The organism is Sinomicrobium halophytocola (assembly GCF_052983395.1).
The window spans coordinates 104,956-130,411 of the sequence record NZ_JBRKIT010000028.1; the positions used below are offsets into that span (position 1 = coordinate 104,956).

Annotated in this window: 19 protein-coding genes and 1 pseudogene; 7 read left to right on the forward strand and 13 right to left on the reverse strand. The window is 44.0% G+C overall.

The features are described from left to right. From ACVBDY_RS11370 to ACVBDY_RS11385, 4 genes are all read right to left on the reverse strand, one after another. Window positions 1-1,974, reverse strand: coding sequence for a DUF2264 domain-containing protein (locus tag ACVBDY_RS11370; RefSeq protein WP_447175605.1), 1,974 nt, complete (start codon window positions 1,972-1,974; stop codon window positions 1-3). Window positions 1,975-2,177: 203 nt separating this feature from the next. After that, entirely contained in the window at window positions 2,178-3,380 is a 1,203-nt protein-coding gene (locus ACVBDY_RS11375) for a BT3233 family polysaccharide utilization protein (RefSeq protein WP_447175606.1), read from the reverse strand. A gap of 212 nt (window positions 3,381-3,592) precedes the next feature. After that, window positions 3,593-5,470 carry a RagB/SusD family nutrient uptake outer membrane protein gene (locus tag ACVBDY_RS11380; protein ID WP_447175607.1) on the reverse strand — a complete coding sequence of 626 codons (1,878 nt, stop codon included), beginning with the start codon at window positions 5,468-5,470 and terminating at the stop codon, window positions 3,593-3,595. A gap of 11 nt (window positions 5,471-5,481) precedes the next feature. Then, window positions 5,482-8,724, reverse strand: coding sequence for a SusC/RagA family TonB-linked outer membrane protein (locus ACVBDY_RS11385; protein WP_447175608.1), 3,243 nt, complete (start codon window positions 8,722-8,724; stop codon window positions 5,482-5,484). An 812-nt stretch (window positions 8,725-9,536) separates the two neighbouring features. Here ACVBDY_RS11385 and ACVBDY_RS11390 point away from each other — a divergent pair. Then, window positions 9,537-10,526, forward strand: a complete 990-nt coding sequence (locus tag ACVBDY_RS11390) for a hypothetical protein (protein ID WP_447175609.1) — start codon at window positions 9,537-9,539, stop codon at window positions 10,524-10,526. A gap of 177 nt (window positions 10,527-10,703) precedes the next feature. Continuing rightward, window positions 10,704-13,214, forward strand: coding sequence for a hypothetical protein (locus tag ACVBDY_RS11395; protein WP_447175610.1), 2,511 nt, complete (start codon window positions 10,704-10,706; stop codon window positions 13,212-13,214). 183 nt (window positions 13,215-13,397) lie between these two features. Here the strand turns inward: ACVBDY_RS11395 and ACVBDY_RS11400 are convergent, their stop codons facing one another. Beyond that, a complete protein-coding gene (locus tag ACVBDY_RS11400; RefSeq protein ID WP_447175611.1) occupies window positions 13,398-13,757 on the reverse strand; it encodes a winged helix-turn-helix transcriptional regulator in 360 nt (119 codons plus the stop codon). A gap of 160 nt (window positions 13,758-13,917) precedes the next feature. On the opposite strand from ACVBDY_RS11400, the gene ACVBDY_RS11405 reads away from it, so the two are divergent. After that, window positions 13,918-14,448: an NAD(P)H-dependent oxidoreductase gene (locus ACVBDY_RS11405; protein ID WP_447175612.1), complete on the forward strand. Its 531-nt coding sequence runs from the start codon at window positions 13,918-13,920 to the stop codon at window positions 14,446-14,448. Between the two features lie 57 nt (window positions 14,449-14,505). Here the strand turns inward: ACVBDY_RS11405 and ACVBDY_RS11410 are convergent, their stop codons facing one another. The 4 genes from ACVBDY_RS11410 to ACVBDY_RS11425 form a co-directional block, all read right to left on the reverse strand. Beyond that, window positions 14,506-14,976, reverse strand: a complete 471-nt coding sequence (locus ACVBDY_RS11410) for a GNAT family N-acetyltransferase (protein WP_447175613.1) — start codon at window positions 14,974-14,976, stop codon at window positions 14,506-14,508. Window positions 14,977-15,074: 98 nt separating this feature from the next. Then, window positions 15,075-15,851, reverse strand: a complete 777-nt coding sequence (locus ACVBDY_RS11415) for an NIPSNAP family protein (protein WP_447175614.1) — start codon at window positions 15,849-15,851, stop codon at window positions 15,075-15,077. A gap of 183 nt (window positions 15,852-16,034) precedes the next feature. Then, a complete protein-coding gene (locus ACVBDY_RS11420; protein WP_447175615.1) occupies window positions 16,035-17,270 on the reverse strand; it encodes an MFS transporter in 1,236 nt (411 codons plus the stop codon). 424 nt (window positions 17,271-17,694) lie between these two features. Then, window positions 17,695-17,904 carry a DUF2306 domain-containing protein gene (locus ACVBDY_RS11425; RefSeq protein WP_447175616.1) on the reverse strand — a complete coding sequence of 70 codons (210 nt, stop codon included), beginning with the start codon at window positions 17,902-17,904 and terminating at the stop codon, window positions 17,695-17,697. A gap of 563 nt (window positions 17,905-18,467) precedes the next feature. Between ACVBDY_RS11425 and ACVBDY_RS11430 the strand changes: the two genes are divergently transcribed. Continuing rightward, a complete protein-coding gene (locus tag ACVBDY_RS11430) occupies window positions 18,468-19,337 on the forward strand; it encodes a sigma-70 family RNA polymerase sigma factor (protein WP_447175617.1) in 870 nt (289 codons plus the stop codon). Window positions 19,338-19,424: 87 nt separating this feature from the next. Here the strand turns inward: ACVBDY_RS11430 and ACVBDY_RS11435 are convergent, their stop codons facing one another. The 4 genes and pseudogenes from ACVBDY_RS11435 to ACVBDY_RS11450 form a co-directional block, all read right to left on the reverse strand. Further along, entirely contained in the window at window positions 19,425-20,492 is a 1,068-nt protein-coding gene (locus ACVBDY_RS11435) for an ATP-grasp domain-containing protein (RefSeq protein ID WP_447175618.1), read from the reverse strand. Window positions 20,493-20,727: 235 nt separating this feature from the next. Next, window positions 20,728-21,132 (reverse strand): hypothetical protein, encoded by a 405-nt coding sequence (locus ACVBDY_RS11440; protein ID WP_447175619.1) that lies wholly within the window; start codon window positions 21,130-21,132, stop codon window positions 20,728-20,730. Between the two features lie 42 nt (window positions 21,133-21,174). Then, a pseudogene (locus ACVBDY_RS11445) lies at window positions 21,175-21,540 on the reverse strand (transposase); the annotation flags it as partial. A 395-nt stretch (window positions 21,541-21,935) separates the two neighbouring features. Then, window positions 21,936-22,295, reverse strand: coding sequence for a bleomycin resistance protein (locus ACVBDY_RS11450; RefSeq protein WP_447175620.1), 360 nt, complete (start codon window positions 22,293-22,295; stop codon window positions 21,936-21,938). 368 nt (window positions 22,296-22,663) lie between these two features. Here ACVBDY_RS11450 and ACVBDY_RS11455 point away from each other — a divergent pair, with 368 nt between their 5' ends. From ACVBDY_RS11455 to ACVBDY_RS11465, 3 genes are all read left to right on the forward strand, one after another. Next, complete coding sequence (locus ACVBDY_RS11455) at window positions 22,664-23,542, forward strand: SDR family oxidoreductase (protein ID WP_447175791.1); 879 nt, start codon at window positions 22,664-22,666, stop codon at window positions 23,540-23,542. Between the two features lie 186 nt (window positions 23,543-23,728). Beyond that, window positions 23,729-24,502 (forward strand): ParA family protein, encoded by a 774-nt coding sequence (locus ACVBDY_RS11460; RefSeq protein ID WP_447175621.1) that lies wholly within the window; start codon window positions 23,729-23,731, stop codon window positions 24,500-24,502. After that, window positions 24,502-25,398, forward strand: a complete 897-nt coding sequence (locus tag ACVBDY_RS11465) for a ParB/RepB/Spo0J family partition protein (protein WP_447175622.1) — start codon at window positions 24,502-24,504, stop codon at window positions 25,396-25,398. The genes ACVBDY_RS11460 and ACVBDY_RS11465 overlap by 1 nt, the downstream gene beginning before the upstream one ends. The last annotated feature ends 58 nt before the right edge of the window (window positions 25,399-25,456 follow it).

The following is a 25,456-nucleotide window of genomic DNA, read 5'->3' on the forward strand; positions in this document are numbered from 1 at the left end:
TTATAATGATCCCGATCGTTGTACTGTTACGTTTTTCGCATAATAGTAAGTTTCCGCTCCGGGTCCGGGTGAACCGGAAGAACCTTCCATTTGCAGGTTGATGATCAGCCAAAGCGGTTTTCCCGTAAAATTCGCCCGGTGTGTGCCTGTTCTTTCCCCGTCTATAAAATACGCTATCGTAACATTTTTGTCGCTTACCCGTTTCAGTATAGCCGTGTAAGTGTGCCATGCTTCCATAGCCGAAGGGATATGTTTCTTAATTGTAGAAACTTCCTTCGGGGTAATAAAGGTATTTTGCCAATTATAGGGATCTCCTTTAAATTCCAGTATATCACTTTCCGGTGGCCAGCCATCTACCGCTGTGAGCCAGAAAGCCGGCCATGTTCCCTTTACTGTCGGGCCCCGGAACTCTCCGGATACCTTGTATACCGGGTATTCCTTACTTACCGTAATATGGTGTTTGGCATGTATGGCTGCGGAATGGTATCGTATCTTCTGATACGGCGAACTACTGCTCTTTCCTTCGTCTTTCTCTACGGGAGTCGCTTTGATTTGCAGAACATTATCGTTTAGCGTTAATTGTTCCCGGTTTTCCGGGCTCGCATACATCCGGGCAGAACCATTGTGATCACTACCCCAGGGATACAGATAGTTCCAGTGTTTTTCAAAATTGTTATAATCGCTGAAAGAAGTGCTGTCTATTACAGTTTCCCAGTCCGGTTCTTTATCTTTTTGCGGATAATATGCATGGTCCCGTGAAGCTTTTCCTCCATTCCATATCTTCTTTTGCGTCCAGTCAGCCGGGGCATCGGTCCAGAAAGGGGCATCCGCAGGCAGCCCGAGGACCAGGAACACTTCCGTACACAAATACAGGCTGCCGGTTGAAAGATATCCTTCTGCGATCTCCGGATCACGACCGTAAAATCCAAGGGTGAGCCATCCGTTCTCATCAAACATATCCGGGGCTTGGTGATGTCTTTCTATTACCGCGTGCAGGGCCGAGCGTACCTGTGCAGGTGCGATTCCCTCCGGTAACTTTTCCAGTAAGGCTACCTGTGATAAAGCCTGGAAAGCGCCATACCTGTATGGCAGGGAACGGCCAATGGGGGGATAAGTTCCGTCCGGGGATATCAGCCTTTCCTGTATTGCCGCATAGCGTTGGGCCCGTTCTGTAAACAAAGAGTAGTCGTGCAGAAACCGTTTGTACTTATCGTCTCCCGAAGCCTTGCTTTTTTCTTTCAGAACAGCACCTATGTCGAGCAGCATGGGCTGAATGACATAGCTATTGTAATAATCCCAATGAAAATCGGGACCGTCGCCATACATACCGTCCCCGAGATACCATTCCTTGTGCTTGTTCAGGGCATATTCGATACGGACCATATCCGCTTTTCCTTCAAATTTCAACAGGGCAGCCTCTACCATCGCGGTAAACAACAGCCAATTGCTGTAGGCCGGGGAAATGTCCCGGGTAGATTTGAGGGCAGTTAATACATTCGCCTGTGTTTGTTTATCCAGTCTTTCCCATAATTGTGTGGGGGCACGTAGCAAGCCCTGGGCAAAAAAGGCGGCATCCACAAGGGGTTGCCCACCTTCCGTAAAGTTCATAAAATCGGCAGAATCCGGGTCGGCAGCATGCTGTATACCTTTCAGCGCCAAACGAATATATTTTTCCCGAAGCTTTCCTTCTAGAGTATGGTCTGGTCCAAGTTCCAGCCAGGGTGCCATTCCCGAAAGGGTCCTGCCAAACGCCTCCAGGTAGGTCACCTGTTTCCGGTCTCCCCAGGGATTGGCAGTGGTTTCTACTGGCATGGTCTTTTTCAACTCGTTTTTGCTTATCGCTTCCAGTACCGGGGATGTTATTTTTACCAAGCTGTTTACAAAATACGTACGGACTTCCTGCGGCTCTTGGCCCGAAGCACGAAGAAACAAGATCAATAGTACCAGAAGAGATAAACTAAGTTTTTTATGCATACCGGATTTATACTTTTAATACCTTTATAATGAACTCTTTCTTGCAACGTAACGCTGCTATTTTGTTCAAAAAGCCTGCTTATGAGGCAAAAATTGCTGTTTTCCGCTTCAATTAAAAAAGTTTAAATGAGAGCTTAATAATACAATCGATTGTAAAAATCATTAAAAAAAATGCCGGGGCATTAAGGTACTGTCGATTTAGATTATTTTTCGTTCGCTGCAAACTTGACTTCCACAGGATTTGCTAGTTTCTCTGTAAAATCTTCCAGGTAGGCATTCCATTCCTCTGCTGCGGCAAACTGCTTACTTTTATCCCATCCGAAACCTGCGTAATAAGATACTTTTTTATCTTTTGCATCAGCCATGATTAATAACTGGCTTCCGTCTTTATACTCCACACGGTGATCTTTATAATCAACTATTAATGCCGGATCTATAACCACACCTACACCCAGTTCCGAACCATCCATCGGTTCCCAGTAACTGAACCACCCGTTTTCCCTATCTGTACTGACTTTCCCTTCTTTCTCATGGAGCATAAGTCCTATGGTTACGTTAGGTAATGGTTCATCACTTTCGAAGGAAGACTCAAAATGACTGAGATTGGACCCCAGGTCAAGACTTATTCGTTTGGTCTCCTTTACAGCTATGCTATCGGCATTCCATGTAGCATACTGCAGTTCAAATACAGTACGTATCGGCCCTGTTGCAATGGTTCTATAACCGGTAAAGTTCCTGGAGGTATACAACGAATCCTTAATCCAGATCCCCGTACCGCCTACACCACGGCTGGAGCCAACATGATACGGGTCGTAACCTTCTCCGGAATCAATGTGATATGCTCCTTTTTTCTCATCGTTGTTCTTGTACCATTTATTTATAATGGGATATGACACTCTCTTCAGCCAGGCATCCATACCGCTGGACAAGGTGCCATCCGGTAAATTCTCTTCTACTCTCCGCTGGGCATCCGGACCGTATGTGCGGAAGGCCACACGATCGTTCTCCCAAGTGTAATCATCGGTCCTCTCCGGAACAAAGCGCGAAAAAGTGGATAGTTCACCCTGTGGTGGCTTCCAGCCTTCTGCCGCAATTCCCGCTACCAGTTTTTTATCTTCTCCGCCTTTCAGGTCAACCTGAAAGAGAAGTTCATCCGGGGTTCCGTCCGAATCACCATCCAGTAATTGGGTTACCAGGGTATCTCCGGAGACTTTATCTACAATAAAAAGTCTATCCATGCCGACAGCAGCAGTTAGTGCGGAAAATTTTTCCGGGGCTATACTTATCGTTTCCGAAAAACGATCTGTATCCATAGGATTTTTAACGGAGAATTCCACTACCGGGGCAGGCTGCTTGCAACCCATCAACACACCCAGTACTAAAATCCCCGTGGTCAGTTTTTTCATAAATTGATTTTTTAAAATTAAATTTGATTGATCCTTTTCTTCAAAGATAAACAAATAGATAAAAAGCCTTATCCGCTCAGGGAGTCGTAAAATACAATAATGGTAACCATTTGTTTAAAACCACTGGTTTTTCACAAAATATACGGACCCTTACCTGAAAATAACAACAGGAGGGCCCGTATTGTCCGAATCCGATCGGGTTTTTCTACATGCTAGTAACCCGGATTTTGAACCAATTTGTCATTCCGGTTCATTTCGTCACGGTGGATGGAGATGAAATACATTTTATCCAGCCAAGTCCTGTTTTCAATTCCGGGATCAAGGGTTTGAGGAGAATAGGTATAATCATAACTATCCGGATCATAGTGGTATACACGTACATCAGCATCCGGCTTTAAAGCGCCGAATATACTGATGGTACGCACCTGCTCTCCTACGGTTTCGGCAGCTATCATCCATCTCCTGACATCATGGAAACGATGCTCTTCATAGGCCAGTTCCACACGGCGTTCGTTCCTGTACCTTTCCATCAGGGCATCACCGGAGTCGGTTATTTCCGGCATTCCCACGCGATAACGTATTTTATTGAGCCAGTTCCGCGCTTCATCGTCTTCTCCGAGTTCTATACAGGCTTCCACATAATTCAGAACCGCTTCGGTATATTTCAGTACCGGCCACGGGATCTGTTGTCTGGTGTTCTGGTCTACAATGGCCGGGTTGGGATCAACAAATTTACGCATGGTATAGCCGGTATAACTACCGTTCCAGTCTTCAATAGGACTGTTCCTGGTATCCAGGCCATAAAACACTTCTTTCTCTCCATCATTATTAATCACTTCATACCGCCCTGTCTGTATCTGGTTTACCGTGTCTCTCTCGGTGACGTCATCCGTCCTGGGTTTCCAGTCCGCACCATCGTGCAGGATACTGGCATACAAACGGGGATCACGGTTATCATACGGAGCTTCGGCATGTGCCGGATTCTCCCAGTCAAAACGACTGCCATCAATCATTTCATAATCGTCCACCAGGTTCTGGGTGGGGGTATTACCAGACCAGTTGTGATAACCGTTCGGCCCGTTATTTCGGCCCACATAGGCTCCTCCTTCGTCTTTTTCATCTACAAAATACCTGCCGAGAAGCAGTTCTATTCCTGCGGATGGATCGGCCACGGAGCTCCCCCCCCCTAGAGAAAGGGCTACATAGTTTTCTTTTCCTTCGTCGGGAGTTACAGGGTCTGACAAGTTCAGCATATATCCCATATTCTTATCCACAACTGCTTTGGCGGCGGCTTTGGCCTTTTCCCATCGTTCGGCTCTGCTTCCGGAAGTATACCCCAGATATTCGGGATTCGAGTATCCTGCAATTACGGAAGAATTGGAAGAAGCGGTAGGAATGTCGTGCAGGTCGCTTGCTGCATACAATAACACGCGAGCCTTCAGAGCCATTGCCGAAATATTTGTCGCTCTTCCGACTGCAGTAGGTTGTCCGTCCAGCAATTCTATTGCTGCATCACAATCTGCGACAATAAAATTGATGCATTCTTCATAGGTATTCCTCGGAACAGTATAATCATCTTCTCTCAGTTCATATACCTTCTCTATTAAGGGTACCGCCCCGTAATACCGTAACAACTGCTGATAAAAGAACGCACGCAGAAAATGTGCTTCTCCCTTGAGCCTTTCCACGAGTTCCGGATTGTCAAACATCGGTTCTTCGAGGTTTTTAAAGGCAATATTAGTGGCCCGTATACGCTTATACATGTTTTCCCACTCATAATTACCACTTATCCACCCCTGGCTGGCGGGATTCGAATTAGCACCATTAAACTCTTTATATCCCCGGCCTGAATGAGTGAATAGTGCTTCGTCCGAGGCGGAAGCCAGCATTTCCTCGTCAAAGCCACCTTGTCCGAAACCGTTGTATATATCAATGACGAACGCCTCGGACAAGCCCTCATCTGCCCATACTTCGGAATCCTCAACTTCATTCAGTGGTTTGGTATCTACAAAATCATCGCTACACGATGCTGTCGCAAAAAGTGCGACAAACACGTACATATATATTTGTTTTATTCTTGAAGTGTTCATTGCAAAAGGTTTTAAAAGGTTACGGATACTCCCATGTTCACAATACGGGACTGCGGATAGTAATGTCCGATGGAGTTCACGGATTCCGGATCCAGTACTTTTATTTTGCTCCACGTAGCCAGGTTGAGTCCGCTCAGGTATATCCGAAAGTTACTCACCCCTATTTTATCTCCTATTTCCGCAGGAAGGTTATAGCCCAATTCCACGTTTTTAAGGCGGATATAGTTCGTACTCCTCAACCAGTACGTATTGTCGAACGAATAGTACTGATCGCTGCGATCGGTAATCCTGGGGTGTACACTGCTGGGATTGTCGACCGTCCAGCGGTTTTCATAGAAATCATGCAGATAATTTCCTATGGCCCCGGATTCGTCCGTCCCTACCCGAAGTTCACCTCCTGCTGCTCCCTGGAAGAGAATGGAAAGATCGAAATCTTTATACTGTGCACCGAGGTTAAGACCTCCCTGAAATGTCGGTTGATTATTCCTGTCTCGGCGCACCCGGTCATCGGGGGTTATCCTTCCGTCCCCGTCGTAATCCTTATACTTCATATCCCCGGGTCTCAGGGTATTGGTAATATCACTATAATCCAGGGTATTGTTGGCTATCTCTTCTTCATCACGGAATACACCATCATAAAGATAGTACAGTCCGGCATCTATAGCACTTCCGGTAGACCGTTGCCATTCCGGGGCGCCGGGAGCTTCGTCCCAGAACTTGATCTTGTTCTTGGCATATCCTCCGTTTACACTAACGTTATACTGTACTTCCCCTGCGGTACCGTTATACCCGATATTAAATTCCCATCCGCGGTTCTCTAACTTACCGATGTTCTCCGCCGGAAGTGTCATCCCGGTCGTTTGCGGCACCGAAGCATTTCTCCTCCAGAGGATACTGCTCCGCTTGTTCAGGAACATATCCAGTTCGAAGTTCACCCTTCCGTTAAACAATTGTCCGTCCAATCCAATGTTGTAGTTATTTGCCTCTTCCCAGGTGATCATCGTATTAGGCACGCGGCTTTCGAACAGGCTACTTGTCACATTTCCATCAACTATATAAGAACCGAAGCCATAAGTAGAATAATACTGGTATTCCTGTAGTGTTTGTTCGCCATCTCCATTGGCATCGAAATAGATATTATCATTTCCCATTTGTCCCCAGGAAGCCCGGAGTTTCAGGTAGTTTACGAATTCCACATTGTCTTTCCAGAAATTCTCTTCGGAGATACGCCATCCGAGCATAACTCCCGGAAAGAAACCGTATCGGCTGTCTTGGGGGAACATGTAGGAGCCATCGTATCGCCATAGGAATTCGGCAAGGTATTTTTCCTTATAGTTATAGCCAACCCTTCCGAAGTAGTTGAGACGTGCCCTTTCCCAGGCATCTCCCCCATTATTTCTTTCCGCTGCGCCACCCGCGAACATCTGGTCAATAACGGTGGAAATAAAGTAACGCCGGAAAGCGAAGAAATTGTCATTTCTTATGGTCTCTCGGTTTACCCCGGCAAGAAAGTTGAGTTCGTGATCTCCGAACTTACGATCATAAGTCAGTACACCTCCCAGCAATATGTTCAGCTGATCCTGGTTTTCCTGCCTGAGATTGGGCTCGGCAGGCCCGCGCTTACCCGCCACCAGTTTCGGAGTCTCCCCGTCTTCTTCATATTCTCCCTGCCAGGTATAAAGATACCAGGGGGTCTCCCAGCGCTTTTTCTGCTGAATATATTTATCTATGGCAGCAGTTCCTGTGAATTTCAGTCCTTCTACCCACGGAATTTTTATCTCTACTTTTCCGTTGGTCTGGAAGTAATACCTCCTGTCCCTGTCATACCCGGTCTGGTTTGTAGTAATGACCACCGGGTTTTCTCCGTATTCAATATCCGGTCCCGGCATTCCGTTGGGCCAGAAAGCCGGTTGAGTGGGGTTACCCCGCATCAGCATACGAAATATGGCACTTGCCGCTTTTGTCGGGTAATTCCTGTCTTCCTGTCTTCCCAATACTCCTATCTGAGTCGTAATGTATTCGTTTACTTTTGCGTCCAGGTTTATACGTATATCATACTGCTCGTAGTTGGTCGCGGAATTCTTGTAGTATGCATCCTGCTTCTGGTATCCAAGGGAAGTAAGAAACTTCATATTTTCATTTCCCCCGGTAAGTTGAATGTTGTGCCTTTCCTGTTTGGACCAGTCTTTAAAAGTAGCATCGAACCAGTCCGTATCCGGATGCCCCCAGGGATCGGAACCATCACGGAACTTTTGAAAATCATCAGGCATGAAAGGCGCTGTCACCGTATTTCCATTGGGACGGGTATAGGTTCCGCTCTGTTGAAAAGCGGTAGTCGCACCCTGCCATTCGGATACCGGCAATTTATATACTTCCAGATCGTTTCGCATCTCTGCATACTGTGTTGCATTGGCTACATCGGGAATAACGGTAGGCTGTGAAAACCCGAGGTTATAATTATAGCTGAGCCTGGGCTTGCCATCGCTCCCCCTTTTTGTAGTTACGAGAATCACCCCATTCGCGGCACGTGCTCCGTAAATCGCTGCCGATGCATCTTTCAGAACGGATATGTTTTCTATATCGGCTGGATTCAGCCTTGAAAAACCTCCCTCCCTCGCAGGGATCCCGTCTATAACCACCAGGGGACTGCTATCCCCGAAAGAATTACTACCACGGATGCGGATATTGGAATCGTCCGCCCCAGGTTCCCCGCTGTCCTGGGTTGCAATCACCCCAGGCATACGTCCGGCAATAGCGTTGGAAACGTTCACTGTGGGCGATTTTGCCAGGTCTTTACTCTGAATGGTAGCAACGGACCCCGTAACTGTTTCTCTTTTCTGTTCGCCATAGCCCACCACAACGACTTCATCGAGTTGTGCAAGGTCTTCCTGAAGCACTATATTCACAACTTCCTGTCCGTCTACAGCCACTTCCTTAGTTTTAAATCCTACATAAGATATTACGAGGACCGCATCCGAGCCGGAAACTTCTATGGAATAATTTCCGTCAAAATCGGCTACAACCCCATTGGTTGTGCCTTTTTCCATAACACTTGCCCCCGCAAGAGGCATTCCGTCGGTCTGGGCAGTTATCTGCCCGGTTACCGAAAGAAAAAGCGGGACACTCTCCACTCCGGTTTCTGCCGGAGAGGAAACATCCCTGGCATACAACAATCCGGTTGCGCTGCTGATTAACAAAATACAAATCGTATTCTGCCATAATGCCCTAAGGGCACTAAATCCAGTTTTTTTCATAAAATTAAATTTTGATTGGTTGTTAAAAATAATTCTTTCAATACTGTTGTAAATACTTACATAATTAGAAAAAATTAAAAAGGATAATACAGGAAAAATCGTCTTTTATTAATAAATGCAAGATATAAGTGTTGCCAAAACACTAATATGCGAATTAATATTTAAATATAAAAATCTAAAATTATTGACAAGTATTTATAATTTTGGTGTTTAAAAATACATTACAACAATGTTTACGTTAACACAAATATATAAAGTATCGCCAAACAGAAAAATCCTATTTACATTTCATCTCTTATCGAAAACGATTTCGGTAATACCTACCCCCTTCAATTTATGACGAAATAATTTATATTTAACAATAATAAATTCTTATGTTATTTCAATACTACCTATTTTATTATAAAGAAATTACATATTGACAAATTTCCCGGGGAAGACATGGGCACCAGAGAACCTTTCTTCATGTTTAAAGACTAAGAAAAAAAGGTCAAAACAGCTGATTTTACATTAAAATAATATTTATCTATAATTTTTAAAGTATAATTTACATTATATGTAAGAAATTATTTATATATTTGTGTAGTGTTACAAGGTTAGTTTTGGTTTTATTTAGCACGACCCCCGTAAGGGGGTTTTTTTATTGACAGCTTACTCCTTTATTTTTATATAAAAATCCCGGTCCGCTGTATTGTTATTCCAAATCAATATTTCCCCGTACAGGATAAACAAATACGTATTCTTCCACAAAAGAATCTCTCCCGCATCGTACTTTTTCGTATTATTGAACCAAATATTCACAAAGTGTTGACATGCGTCTTGTTCTCCTATTAGCCCTTATCGGTGTTTTCTTCCTTCAGTCGTGTAAGGAAAGAACAACACATCCGGTCCAGTTTTATTACTGGAAAAGCAAAACCCATATCGGGGAGACAGAAAAGCAGTTTTTCGAGCAACTCGGAGCTACCCGGCTATACCTTCGGTTATTTGATGTGGATATACAGAAAGGAACGCCCCAACCACAGGCAGCAATCCGCTCCTTTGATGCAAAAGCGCTGCATGCGGACTATGTTCCTGTAGTCTTTATCACCAATCGTACCCTAACACATATAGCTACTACGGATACGGATAAACTGGCAAAAGACGTCTTTGTCCTGATCCGGAAAATAATGTCGGACAACCAATTAGGTGACCTCAAAGAAATACAAATAGACTGTGACTGGACGGCCAGCACCAGGGATCGTTTTTTCCGTTTTCTGACAACGCTGCAAAACATCTCCGGTAAAAAGATCAGCTGTACCCTGCGGCTCCACCAGGTAAAATATCGCGACGAAACCGGGGTGCCTCCGGCAGACAAGGCATACCTTATGGCCTATGCCACATCCAATCCTGTGGAAAACAACGGCAGAAATTCTATTCTTGATCTTCCCCTTTTAAAAGATTACCTGAAAAGCATCGAAGATTATCCCCTGGATCTTGACATAGCTCTTCCCCTCTATTCCTGGGCCGTAGTCACCAACCACCTGGGCAGGACAAAGCTCGTCAACGGTGTCACGGAAGAGGAACTCCCGGAAGAAACTTACCAAAAGACAGGCGGGCGCTCCTATGAAGTACGGGAGGATACTTTTTTGCGGGGCATGTATTTAAACAAAAGTTTCCAGGTTCGTATTGAGTCCATATCTCCGGAGTTGTTGCAAGAGACCAGGACCTTTCTGGATAAAAAGATCCGCAGGCCCTACAGCTATGTGTACTATCACCTGGACAGCCTGTTCCTTTCGCGATTTTCCCCGGAAGACCTTCAATAAAAAATACCGGAATCTCAGTATTTCCTGTTTGCTTCTTATATGTTACTTTTAGCTTCGGATACAAACTGTGAGGTTGTAGAAAATCATTTAACCAACACCGATAAAAAGTGCCATACACGCCTACTCTTATTTCTGTAAGCTGTCGGGAGGTAAATATTAAAAACGAACCGTAATACTATGAAACAAATATTATTATTATCTACTTCATTCTTAATGGTCTCCTTCTCCCATGCCTTATCGGCACATACTCCCGGCAACAATGCCGTTTCCTATTGCGCAGGTGATTTCGGGGAAGACTATACTTATTATAACCTCTTTGCACAGGAAAACATAGAGGAACCTCAATACCAGGCTTTTTTGCTCACTTACGACAGTAGCTTTTACACGCCGGGCAAAACGGACGGTACGGAAAAAAATGAAAACATCGAGGACTGGCAGAAGTACCTCGATATATCCTACGAACAGGCCCTTTACCTGGTGTTTCAGTCCGGAAGAGAAGATCTCCGGGCATTGGCACAGGAAAATACAGTAACCGACAAAAAACTGGGGTTCATCGACAAGAACTTCATAAAAAAGCACAAACAGGCATTATTATACCTGGCTTATGCAAAATACCTGGAACCGTACATGGCCGTTAAAGGAGACCGCAGGTATTACTGGGGCAATACCCCGGAACACACAGTAGAAGAACTGGATTATGACAAAGTAATCAATGTTCTGGAAAAAAGCTGGCAGGCGGAAACCGATAAGGCCCTTAAACTCCGTTACGGCTATCAACTGGTCCGTTTTGCCCATTATTATCAGAAATACGGGGAAGCCATAGCTTATTTTAATACTCATGTGGAAAGCCTGGATTACAAACCGATCATGTATTATTACGCCCTGGACCAGAAAGGGGGCGCCGAAAGAGGCGCTGGAAACTACATGCAGGCACATTACGATTTCTTCCGGTTCTTTACTCACACCAAAAACCGCAAGGAACAAGCCTATTCCTCCATGCGTGTGACCAACGACCTCGACTTTGAGGCACTGTTGTCCAAAGCGGGAAATACAACGGAGAAAAATGATTTGTACATGCTTCTCGGGTATCGCGATTTCAACAATCCGCTGTCTTCTTTTAACAAGATCATACAAAACGATCCGAATGCTCCGCAAGCCAAAGTACTCATGGCAAGAGCGGTTAACCAGCTCGAAAGGAACTTTTTCCCCACGCATTATTATTGCTCATACAGAAATCCGGATTGTATGGAAGAACTTAAAGATCATCGTCTTCCCCTGAGCATGGATACTAGCGCCGAACCTTTTCTGAATCAAGCCCTTGAAAGTGCATTACAGCAGGCTCAGAACAACAAAGTCCGCGAGCAGGAATTCTGGCAACTGACCACTGCATGGCTGTACTTTATCCGGGGAGATTACCAGGCAGCAGGAGATCACCTGGAAAAGGTCAGGACCAAAAAAGCAGAGATCCTCAGTCAGAAAGACAGGCTGGCTATGCTGATCGCCATAACACAAGAACCGGAGATCACCGGAGATTTCGAAGAGACATTAATGAAAAAATACGGGGATGTACTGGATACGAAAACATCGGTTAATGCGTACTACTCACCAGATTCCGATGGTACACGCGGTTTTATAACCGATGTGCTGGCAAACCGTTACTTTTTACAGAAAGACTATGCCAAAGCATTTTTACTTCAAAACCCCGTTACCGCCCTGGAATATAACCCGGACCCTGACATTCTCACTGCGATAGAAGAACTTTATCACAAACAGAATAAAAATGCGTTTGAACAGATGCTCGTTAAGCGTATTCCCCCGGTGGAATACGACTACCAGGCCAAGAAATACGTACAGAAAGCCGGGTTTGACCTGGACAGTTATGCAGCCCATATGAAAGGGAATATATTCCTGTGGAAAGGGGAGCCGGAAAAAGCTTTGTCCGAATACGGGAAGATCACAAACGGGGATGCCATTTCCTATGAAGGATTTTCTAATATTCCGAGCCACATATTCGGTTATAATCGCATAGAGTGTTTCCAATGCCCGGAGGACCAGGTGATGCAAACCGATTATCTGAATGAATTTACCTTTATTCCCCCTTCCATGAATAAAAAGCAACTTGCAGAAATACTTATCCGGCTGAAAAAAGAAGGAGAGGAAAATAACGAGAAAGCGGCAAAGGCAAATTACCTGCTGGGAAATTTCTTTTTCAATACATCCCTTTTAGGTTATTATCGCAATATATTAACGTTCAGTGACTCCAACGCAAACAACTCCAAATTTCACAATTATCCCGACTGGAGCGGACACTTTGAAGAAAAGTCCCCCAAATATATCCTTTATTTCAAAAACTACGGATGGAATCCCTGGTTTAAAGACAACTTTGACCACCCCCTTACTTACCTGAAACCGGCACTCGATAAAGCCGGTGATGATGAACTCAAAGCCAGAATTCTCTTTGCCGCTTCCAAATGTGAGCAGGGTATCTTTTACAGTACGCAAAACGATCCGGAGCTGAATAACCTGAAGAACCTGGATTACAAAGCCAGGAAAACACGACGCATGGAGATAAAAACATCCGGATACCGCAATTATTTTCAATTACTCAAAGAATACAGCCATACCTCTTTTTATGACGAAGTAAAAACCAACTGTAAGTATTTTGATTTTTACAGTACAAACTATTAGAACCTGCGGAGTGTAGGAATAAGAAATAGCTGAACAAGAGATCAAAGCCAAAAAGGTGCTTATTGCCAGAATGGGTTAGTACCAAGTTATTAAGTTAGTGGGTTATTAGGTTATTTAGTTAACACTCCATAACTGTGGCCATTTCATGGTCTTCTTGCTTCCGACCTTGCAGTCCGAAGGGGTCTATTCTATCGTTTCTTTGTGCTTAGCTCCCCATTTTTTCAGCATGTCCAGTATGGGTACCAGTTGTTTTCCGATCTGCGTAAGCTCATACTCTACCCGTGGTGGTACTTCGGCATATACGGTTCGCTTTACCAGGCGGTTGTTTTCCATTTTCCTCAAATGCAGGGTAAGCATGCGTTCCGTAATATTCGGCATTCGCCTGCGTAGCTCGCTGAAACGCAGCTTTCCCCCGGCCAGGTAACAGCATATGGCTATAGTCCATCGTCCGCCTATGAGATTGGCAGCGTAGATCTCTTCACATTCCGCATCAAGTATTTGCCTGTTCTCGTAATTCGTAGAAGTTTTCTTGACTTTACCCATACTTACATTTTTGTTTGTACCATACAATAGGTTGCTAATATACGTAATACATAGCTCAATTTGTAATTTTACTCCCGTAGAAAACCCGGTTTGACACGCAGGTATTCTGTCTCTTATTACTGAACTAAAAGTATAATTTAAAAAACCGAAAGTAAACAACATGAAAAAACTGGTTATAGTCATTCACCCCCATCCGGAAAGTTCAGCAGTCAGCAAACGCTGGATAAACGAACTGGAAAAATATCCTGAAACCTATACAGTACACGATCTCTATGCCCGGTATCCGGACGGGAAGATCGATGTGGAAAGTGAACAGCGGTTACTGGAAAAATTCGACACCATTGTATTCCAGTTTCCCTTTTACTGGTTTAGTTCCCCTCCCCTTTTCAAGCAGTGGCAGGACGATGTACTTACCCACGGATGGGCCTACGGAAAGGGCAGTCCGTACAAACTGGCCGGTAAAAAGGTAGCCCTGGCCATATCTGCCGGTATTGAAGAAGAAGATTACAGGTCTTCGGGAAGGTACAAATATACCCTGGCACAGCTTACAGCCCCGCTCGAGCTCACTTTTGCCTATATCCGGGCAGCTTATCGCCCGCTCTTCGCATTCTACGGCACCGAGCACAACGGTACACCGGAAAGAATAGAAGAAAGCACGCTGAAGTATATGGACTTTCTCAAAAATTTATAATAGGTATTATGGCCGTAGCTTCTCCCGGGAAGCTACGGTACACACCACGGCGAATAACTACCTGAGCAGGATTTCCATATATACGGTATCTTCCATCGGGTTATAACGATAAGGCGCTATTTCATAGAATCCCGCCTTCCTGTAGAGTGCTATGGCCGCTTCCATATTTGCCAGGGTGTCCAGGCGCATCTTTTCATATTTTAACTTTCTCCCGGTACGGAGCGCTTTATTCATTAATTCCAGACCCAATCCTTGTCCTCTGGTTTCAGGTTTCAGGTACATTCGTTTAAGTTCACAGATATTATCTTCCAGTTTTCTGATGCCCACGCATCCCAAGGCAGTACTTTCCGCACCGGATACGATCAAAAGGGCACCTTCCGGAGCAGAATACTGGCTTCGGAGGTCTTCCACTTCCCTGGCAAAATTCTGAAACTCCAGGTCTATCCCTATATAAGCGGCATATTCTTTAAACAATTCCGCCCCGGTATTATAATCCCTGTCGGATTCTGCCTTTCTTATTTCTATCATAAAACACAGGATTTAAGTACAGACAATTTAACCGGGTTCTTGTAATGATCCCGGAAAAATCACAAGAAAAACTCTTTTACTCATCCTTTGTTCCCGTATCAGATATCCGAATACGATACGGGATGTAAAAACAGGATATCGATTTTGGACACATTATTCTGGTATTCGGGTTTTGCCGAGAGTATTTTCCAATACGGATCATTTCCGAAGGCTTCCCAGTGATCGTCACGCGCCGCTTTGTTTTCAAAAGTAGTCAGATACATTAGGTTGGGCATGTGACTCCCCGAAATGACCTCTCCGTAAAAAACAGCATTAAAGCCTAGTTTTTTAAAGAGACCCACCTCATCACCGTCATTGAACATCTTTACCTTGTTCCGGTATAATTTCCCCGTGGAGCTTTCATAACTCCGCAACTCGTATACACGGTTTTCCTTCGGCGAACTTAGCTTCGGCAATTCATAGTGTGGATGTTTTTCAAAAGCATTCAAAAGAATAACTTCCTTACGGTCATAAGGCGGGTTGTTAAAAGCGGCATCCAGATACATGGTACCGGATGAAAGATAGGCTTCATCTTTATTCAATTGTTCTTCCAGTCCGAAGAATTCCTCCTTGGTCTTAAACGGAATAAAAACATATATTTTATTTTTTTCATTTTGCTCTCCGGAAGCAACGGGTTTAAACACACCTACATCCGCTATTCCATTACGGTGCAGGGCAGGCAGGTAAGTGTTTTCCAGGTAAGCATCCAATTGCTTTTCCTGTTCGCCGGTGGAATATTCATAAATAGTAAGCTGGTAGAAATCCCTGGCAAATGCTGCGGGCAATGCTCCGAAACATAGTATAACGAATAAAACGGCGGGGAGTGATCGTATCATTTTTTTAGTTTTTTGGTAAATACTCTTCTTTAAAACAGTTTTATATTCCTGGGAAACAAAGTCTCCATACAAAGATATAAGTTACTGACAAAGTTCCATATGTCTGCGACAAATCCGTGCCATAATTATGTATCACGGGGACATTTCCTTGTCTGTAAGCCTGTTACGTACCATAAACTTTACTCAGGAAACATCTTCTCCTTCTTCTTTCTTCCACAAAAAACGGGAAAAAGCGAATACGATAAGTAATGCAATACCTCCTTGTACAAGTAAACTTGCGGGGGCTCCTATATGTTCGGATATGGTACCTATGAGCAATCCTCCGAGCGGCATCATCCCAAAAGCAGCCATGGCCTGGTAACTCATGGCCCTGCCCCGCATCTCCGGTTTTGATTTTGTCTGTACCAGTATATTGCACACGGTGGTCTGCGCCATGGCCCCGAAACCGATGAGCACGGCAAACAACAACACTACAGGAAAGTTTGTTACCTGTGAAAAAAGCAACAGGGATATTCCCAGAATTACAGTGTTTACCGCAAGTATTCTTTTTAACCTGCTCCCCTCTTTCAGTGAAGCGAGAAAAAATGCCCCGGAAATCGCTCCCAACCCTATGAAGCCCATAATATACCCGTATGTCGTGGCATCGCCCTCAAAAACAACTTTTGCAAATACGGGCAACAGGGTGCGGTATGGTAGTACCAGTAAGCTCACCAGGGCAAGCATAAGTAACGGTAAACCGATTTCCGGAGTTTTATAAAGGTATTGAAAACCGTCCTTAAGTTCCTTACCCACTTTCTGTTTCATAGGCGGAGCGGGTTGAGGGGGAAGTTTCATCAGTAGAAGACATACAATTATTGCTATAAAACTTACGGCATTTATTAAGAAACAGGTGCCCGCGCCCCATTCGGATAATACAATACCTGCCAATGCCGGTCCTACCATTTTCGCGAGATTGGTCAGTGATGAGTTCAGCGCCAGAGCATTAGGCAAGTCTTCCCGTTCGTTTACCATTTCATGTACCAGGGGCTGCCTTGCCGGAACGTCAAAGGCATTGATAGTCCCCAATATGGCGCTGAGTACGAGCAGGGCCCAGACTGAGTCGTGGCTGGTATAGGTTACCACCGTAAGAACAACTGCCTGTACCATGGAAAGAGACTGCGTAAGCAATATGAGTTTATAACGATTGTAGCGGTCCGATACGATACCGCCAAGTGCAGAAAAGAGAAACGAAGGAAACTGCTCGGCAAACAGGGTCAGTCCAAGCATAAAAGGAGAATGCGTAATACTGTACACCACCCAAATGACGGCTGTGCGCTGCATCCACATGCCCATCCTGGATATGGACTGTCCTGTAAAGAACAATGTGTAATTACGGTTTCCGAAAGCCCTGAAAGTACTACCTTTAAAGGGAAAAGACATACTTGCTTATCTGTTTGCAAAGAAAAGGTTGGTCGTAATCCCGGAAATAAACCTGTTATTTCTCTCTCCTTCTTCACTAGGTTTATGACTCTAAATCAAGTGGGTTACCTCAGAAAGAAAATATCCGGAAAAAGAAATAAACCAGGGCACACCCGGCTTATAAAAATGTAACACAAAGGTAGACATATCTGCCGGAATATAAGGCTATCCGGAACCAAATCGTAGGACAAAGGTGTCTTAAAAACTCAAAAAAAATATTACCCGTTGTTTTTTTAGTCCCGATATATATCGGGATGGAGTTCGGAGTTAATGAGTTTGGAATTGAAACTTGGGCATCCCTGAATAAGGCTGCTTTCCTCAGTAGCACAAAAGTCCGTTTTCCTATGATTTGTCCCGATCTCTTAAGTCTGGAAAACTAATCCTGTTATCTCTGTATTTTCACCTTCTCCTTAAATCTCAGATCATTTTTCACTGCGCTTTTATTCTTCACAATAAAATAGGCCACAATAAGGTTCGGCACCCAGGCCGGCCAGGCTACAATACGGTAAGCATCCGGGAAATTGCCCAGCAACATTTCCAATAACGGCAGCCATATCCTCAACGTTACCACATACCACAGCAAAACAGCTTGCATAACCGTGTATCATAAACCTTCCGTGCCTTTCTATCTGCTTTTTCCTAACCACATTAAAACCCAAAATCGTCGTAGTTAAACAGAACACAATCAGCCAAATAAATCTGGAACTCAAAAGTGCGTCGGCCTTTGACCCCGACAACCCGAAATGGTTATCATTCTTAAAATAAACAACAAAGTATACCTCGATCGGAAGTTTAACCTGTTTGCTACGGATACAGGAATAATTGTAAAATAATTTATTATTACATCCGTGTATCCGTGGCTGAAATAAGTAAATATATTAAGACCGCTCTATGGTCATATCAAAATGTTTTTAAAGGTAATTCGGAAATAAACAGGTTTATACGGAATTTAAAGAGTACCTTTAAAGGATATAAAAATTCATTCAGAAACCTTTTCTATCGCCACTTAAAAGCAATATACCTCTTAGAAGAAAAGTATTCTAAAGACCATTATCTGGAATGATAAACGCCCGAAAACAGCTGAAAGCAGTAATGGCTCCCTGAAAAAATCCGAATGATAACCGCTTATAATATTTTACCTATTTCGAGAAGACATCTATGAGACAATTAAAAATATCCCGCCAAATCACGAACAGAAAAGATTCTACGCTGGACAAATACCTGCAAGATATTGGCAAAATAGCATTGATAACAAGTGAGCAGGAAGTGGAACTGGCTGTAAAAGTAAGGCAAGGAGACCAACAGGCCTTAAATACCCTGGTCCGGTCGAACCTCAGGTTCGTCGTTTCGGTGGCCAAACAGTATCAATTCCAGGGGTTACCACTTTCCGATCTTATTAACGAAGGGAACCTGGGGCTCATTAAAGCCGCGATGCGATTTGACGAAACCCGGGGGTTCAAATTCATTTCCTATGCGGTATGGTGGATCCGGCAGGCCATGATACAAGCTATTAATGAGAATTCCCGAATTGTAAGGCTTCCGTTAAATAAGATAGGGGTTATCGGTAAAATTAACCAGGCTACCTTATTCCTGGAACAGGCCTTTGAGCGGAAACCTTCGCCTGAAGAAATATCTGAGTTTCTTGAAATTTCCATTTCCGAAATTGAGACCTGCCTTGAAAACTCCGGAAGAAACCTTTCCCTGGATTCTCCTTTCGACGAAGGAGAAAATGAGAGCGGTAACTTATATGCCGTTATAAAATCCTCGGATTCCCCCGATCCTGACGGGGGCCTGATGGACGCATCATTGCGATCGGATATCGGCAACCTGCTCAAAACACTCTCGGCAAGGGAAAGGGAGGTTATGGTACAGTTTTACGGGCTCCAGGGAAAAGCTCCCGAGCGGTTAGAAGATATCGGCAACCGGATGAACCTGACGAGAGAACGGGTAAGACAGATAAAAAACCACGCCATCCGGCAGTTAAAAGCTTCGGATATTTCCACATCTTTGTTAAAGTACCTGGGGTAGTGCCCGGTGGTTTTGATACAACGGCCTGGAAGGCCGTCACTCAACCACTTCTGTGCAAGATAAGCTTTTGTAAATCAATATAACCCTTTAAAATACCGAGCGGGCCTCCCAGCTTTGGTCTGCCATGTTTTTCAGCAGGTCAAAATAAGTCCAGCCTATTTTCCGTGCAGCCAATAGGGTAAGGCTATCTTGGTTTTTTCTTTGCGGACGGGAAGGGCCGGTCATGTTGGGTTTCATATTGAGGTCAAACAGGAAATAGCGACCCGATCTGTCCGCACGGCAGTCTATTCTTATCGCTGCCTTGATTTGCAATAGCCTAGCTGCTGTTACACAATGGGTACAAGCTTCATGTATTTCGGCCGACTGAAGTTCGTCGTCATTCAGTACCGCGCTGTTCTCCATCACCGCTACCAACCCGTTATACGGGGCAATGCCCTTATAATGATTAAATCTTTTTACTACCGGAAGGCACCAGGGCTCCGGAAACTGTTCTACCCGGCCACTTATCGTATACCTTCCCGGGGGCATTACAGTAATAGTTATTTCCTGCCCGGACAAATATTCTTCTATATAAACAGCGTCACCGAATTCCTTGCTGGAAAACATCTGTCGGAGCCGAAGATCCAGTTCCTTTTTATTGTCTACCAGGGTAACTCCCTGGCTACCCCTACCCCTGATGGGTTTTACTACCACCGGAAAGTCTATTTCCAGTAAGTATCCGGCCAGGTAGTCTCTGTAAATCACCTCGCTTCCAGGTATAGGAATACTGTGTTCTTTTAAAACCTTGTTGGTATACTGTTTATCGTCATATACGTCTACCTGTTCCGGTAGTTGTCCAATAAATCGAAAGCCCTGATCTGCAAAATGCGTTACAGGATGGTTCCTGTACAATACCGTGTTCAGCCAAAAAGCGTTTGCCCCTTTTTCTACAGCTTGTTCTATACCACTCCTGGTATCGGGAAACACCCAATCTTTGTCCCGCTCCGTATCCGGATGCTCCGTCGGGGTGACAACCTGCACCCCGTATTTCAGAAGTTCACAGGCTATATCTGCCCCGCTGTCAGCATAACCGGTGGGTTTCATCGGTTTTTGAATTCCATCTTTGGTCGGCGGTAATTGTGCCTGGTATAAAACTGCTATTTTTTTTGTTATCACGGTTTTTATTTTTGATGAATAACTATTGCATGTTTTACGATTTGAACTCTATTGCACGGAAGCCATCTCAATCCACCGGGAAAGACAACCCAAAGGCTGCCGCCCCGGAAACCTGCTCGGCAGAAGGATAAAAATAATAAGTAAATCCGATATCAAAGTTATGGTTACCCCAAATTGCAGGCCCAGGGAAAAAGGAATATGAAACAAAATTCCGCTCTTTTTTGCCGTATAGGTTTCAAAATAACCCAAAGAGACCCCTATACCGCCCTCTACATACGCCCCCCCACGGAATGGGCGCTGTAACACGTACTTTGCCACCAATAAGAAATGCGTTGGACGTTACCTTGTAATCCGGCTCCCGCTGCGGACTGTCGTTGTTGCTTGTTTTGGTAAAAATAACCCCGCCATAGGGCCTTAAGCCGAGCCAGCCAGTCAGGTTAAACAGGTATTCTCCCTGTGCGTAAAAACCGGAACCGTCCGTATCTACATCGTCATATGGTACTGATATCCCATAGCCTATGGATGCCTGGATGTACCGGCCTTTGGCGGTCTGGGCTTGTACGGTACAGCATAGCAGGAAAGTAAAAATAGTTATAGAAAACTTCTTTATATTTTTAAAGATAGTGTAGTTTTTTTGCATAAATGAAAAGGTGTTTAAGATTAGATATATAGAGGCCAGTATTTAGCTGCATATAATTTCATTGTGATATATTTTCTCTCTATAGACCATTTTGGTTATTAAGTTATTGAATATTGTACCCTTACTTTGAGATCGATTAATTCTAAAACAAAATTCATTAAAATATCGGTTAGGGTTAAAGGCATTTACCCAAGAATAGGTTGTTCTAATCCAAGATTAATTTGATGAATCATCGTATGGATTGCTCTAAAGTTTACCCCCCTTGTTGCTTTCTATTTACATGATATCATTAGCCTTTGCAATAGGCCTGTAACCTTTCCATTTATCGGTTGTTATTTTGGCTTGTTTACGAATATGTTTAACGAACATGTATTGAAAAGACCTTACCGAAAAATCTTCTATTTTCAGAGTTTGGGAAAAGTCTGGATTATTTCCAATAGAAAATTCTTATAGAGGGATAATTGTAGCCTCTCCCTCTTTTCTAGTCCACAAAAGTACAAACTTTAAATTTTTCACTACCCCCTCCTACAATTATACAATGTAAATGTAGGCTTCCCTACATTCCGGCAGAGCCGGAACACCGCCTCTACCTGGGCTGTACAAGTTTGTTTTCACTATACTATAAAAGTCAAAACGGATGTGGCTGAGTGCCCAAGCGCAGCAACGGGCGTATGGAAACCACCGGCTTGTAGAAGTTTATAAAAGCTTAGCGAAAAAAGCCCGAACACAGGAATACCGGCACATGTCTCTACTATGCCCCGGCAGGTGCCGATGAAGGAATATCCTAATTCCCGTTTGTTCGTTTATCCGCCATTTTGCCCAAAGGTCAGTAAATTATTGTCCGGATCAAGGATTGAAAACTCTCTTTGTCCCCAGGGTTTGGTCTGTAAATGTCCGTTGGGATGTATAGTTGTTTTATACTCTAATAAAGACTGGAAAAAACGATCAATATCATCTGTTCTGATATAGACTTGCCCATAGTTTTCTTTGGGGTCCAGTTCTTTAAATTCAAAAAAGTGAATCTGAACATTATCTCTCTGCACCATCAGGTATCCGTCAAAATCAGCGTCCCCGAATTCACTAAAGCCTAATTTATTTAAATAAAAATCCCTTGTTATTGCTTTGTTTCGCATCGGTAGCTTTGGGTTAATTTCTGTAAGCATATTGGTAACGTTTAATTTATTTTTTACTCAAATGTAAAGTTCGCCATAATTCCACACATTGTCATTGATTGAAATTAAAAAATTAGGCAACACGTGCTCTTCTGCACAGAGGCTGCAAAACATCAAAAAGAAGATTTCACCGGAATGGCCAGCATGGATAGTTGAATGATTAGTTTGTTGTACCGAAGCCACCGGAGTACTTTTATTTAATTTTCTTTTATGGGCATTACAAATGCCCCTGGGAAAAATTGAAATCAACACGACCACAAACAAGACTAAACCACTTCCGGTTTTACTGTAACTCACTTTTTTAAGGATTTTTTATTATGCGCGCATACTAACTTTTGTATCTTTACAAAAACAAGTCTATCATGTACACCGATAAAATGCTTCGCGACGATGCCCTGAAAGGTAAAAATATTGTAGTAACCGGCGGCGGTAGCGGTCTGGGTAAAGCCATGACGAAATATTTCATGGAACTGGGCGCTAAAGTAGCCATAACTTCCCGCAACCTGGAAAAATTACAGCATACGGCCAAAGAGCTCGAAGAAGAAACAGGCGGTACCTGTCTGGCTGTACAATGTGATGTACGTTATTACGAGCAGGTAGAATCCATGCTACAGCAGGTTATTGACGCCTTCGGCAAAGTGGATGTACTGCTGAACAACGCTGCCGGGAATTTTATCTCTCCTACTGAAAGGCTTTCCGCCAATGCTTTTGATACCATTATCGACATCGTACTGAAGGGTAGTAAAAACTGTACTCTGGCATTCGGTAAACACTGGATAGACCAGCAGCAAAAGAACACTACCGTACTCAGCATAGTTACCACCTATGCCTGGACCGGTTCGGCTTATGTAGTACCCAGTGCCACGGCAAAAGCCGGAGTACTGGCCATGACACGCAGCCTTGCCGTAGAGTGGGCAAAATACGGCATCCGTTTCAACGCCATAGCCCCCGGCCCCTTTCCTACCAAAGGAGCATGGGACAGGTTGCTTCCGGGAGAACTTAAAGAAAAATTTGATCTCGCCAAGAAAGTGCCTTTACAGCGTGTGGGAGATCACCAGGAGCTGGCTAACCTTGCAGCATATCTCGTTTCCGATTTTGCCGCCTACCTGAATGGTGAAGTCATTACCATAGACGGAGGAGAATGGCTGAAAGGCGCCGGACAGTTCAACATACTTGAAAAGATCCCCGAAGAGATGTGGGACATGCTCGAAAATATGATCCGGAAAAACTCCAAATAATACGATTTTCCAGATCAGAAAAACATACGTAACGGAGGAAAGTATCCGTTATACACAGTAAACATCAGGCAACTAAGGAAGTAATCACACAAAAAGACAATAACGCCCGGCAGGCTGTTAACAATTTTCATTTTCAAAACCCGGAAATAGTTGTATTTTTACCTGTCTAAATCCAATTAAAATTACATGGGTAAAATTATAGCAATTGCGAATCAGAAAGGCGGTGTGGGCAAGACAACTACTTCCGTTAATCTAGCTGCATCCCTTGGCGTCCTGGAAAAGAAAGTTCTCCTTATCGACGCTGATCCGCAGGCCAATGCCACGTCCGGGCTAGGGTTGGATGTAGAAGAAATAGAAGTGGGCACTTACCAGCTCCTGGAACACACCATGGATGCCAAAGATGCTATTATAGGTACCGATTCCCCAAACTTAGACCTGATCCCGGCCCATATAGACCTGGTTGCCATCGAAATTGAACTGGTAGACAAAGACCGCAGGGAATATATGCTTAAGGAAGCTTTGGCAGGGCTCCGCGATAAATACGATTATATCCTTATAGATTGTGCACCTTCCCTGGGACTGCTTACCCTGAACGCCCTTACGGCAGCCGATTCGGTTATCATACCTATTCAGTGTGAATATTTTGCCCTGGAGGGATTGGGAAAATTGCTGAACACTATAAAAAGTGTGCAGAAAATCCACAACCACGACCTCGATATCGAAGGCCTTTTACTGACCATGTACGATGCCCGGCTCCGCCTTTCCAACCAGGTGGTGGAAGAAGTCCAAAAACACTTCAACGACATGGTTTTTGAAACCATTATTCAACGGAATGTACGCTTGAGTGAAGCCCCAAGTTACGGGGAAAGCATTATTAATTATGATGCAAGCAGTAAAGGAGCGGCAAATTACTTAAATTTGGCGCACGAAATCATTAAAAAGAATAAGCAGACGGTTTAATGGCAAAAGCAACGAAAAAACAAGCATTAGGAAGAGGATTATCGGCATTATTAAAAGACCCGGAGAATGACATACAAACGGCTTCGGATAAAAATGCGGATAAAGTAGTTGGCAATATTGTTGAATTAGATATAGAATCCATTGAGGTCAATCCCTTTCAGCCACGTACCAATTTTAACGAAGACACCCTTCAGGAACTGGCCAGCTCTATTAAAGAGCTCGGAGTTATACAGCCCATTACCGTACGAAAAATAGAGTTTAACAAGTATCAACTCGTTTCGGGAGAACGACGTTTCCGCGCTTCCAAACTTGTTGGGCTTGCTACCGTACCCGCGTATATTCGTATTGCTAACGACCAGGAATCCCTGGAAATGGCGCTGGTGGAAAACATACAAAGACAGGACCTGGACCCGATAGAAATTGCACTTTCCTACCAACGTCTTATCGATGAAATACAACTTACCCAGGAGCAGCTCAGTGACCGGGTAGGAAAAAAACGTTCTACCATTGCCAATTACCTCCGTTTGCTGAAACTCGATCCCATAATCCAGACAGGAATGCGCGACGGATTTGTCAGCATGGGACACGGCAGAGCGTTGATTAACCTTGAAGATAAAGAAATCCAACTGGCCATTTACGAAAAGATCATTTCCAATACCCTTTCTGTCAGGGAAACAGAAAAACTCGTAAAAAGCCTCCAGGAAAAAGGCAATAAAACCGCTCCTGATGCTTCGAGCGGTAAACTGCCCACATATATCGATGATAAAATGGAAGATCTTACCGAATACTTTTCGTCTAAAGTAGACGTTAAGATATCCAGGAACGGCAAAGGGAAACTGATTATCCCTTTTCATTCCCGTGAAGATTTCATCCGCCTGACCAAACTCTTTAAATAAAGAATACCCGTTTAAGTACAAAGCACAGATCAAAACCGTTTTCCGGGTAAAAAGAGAG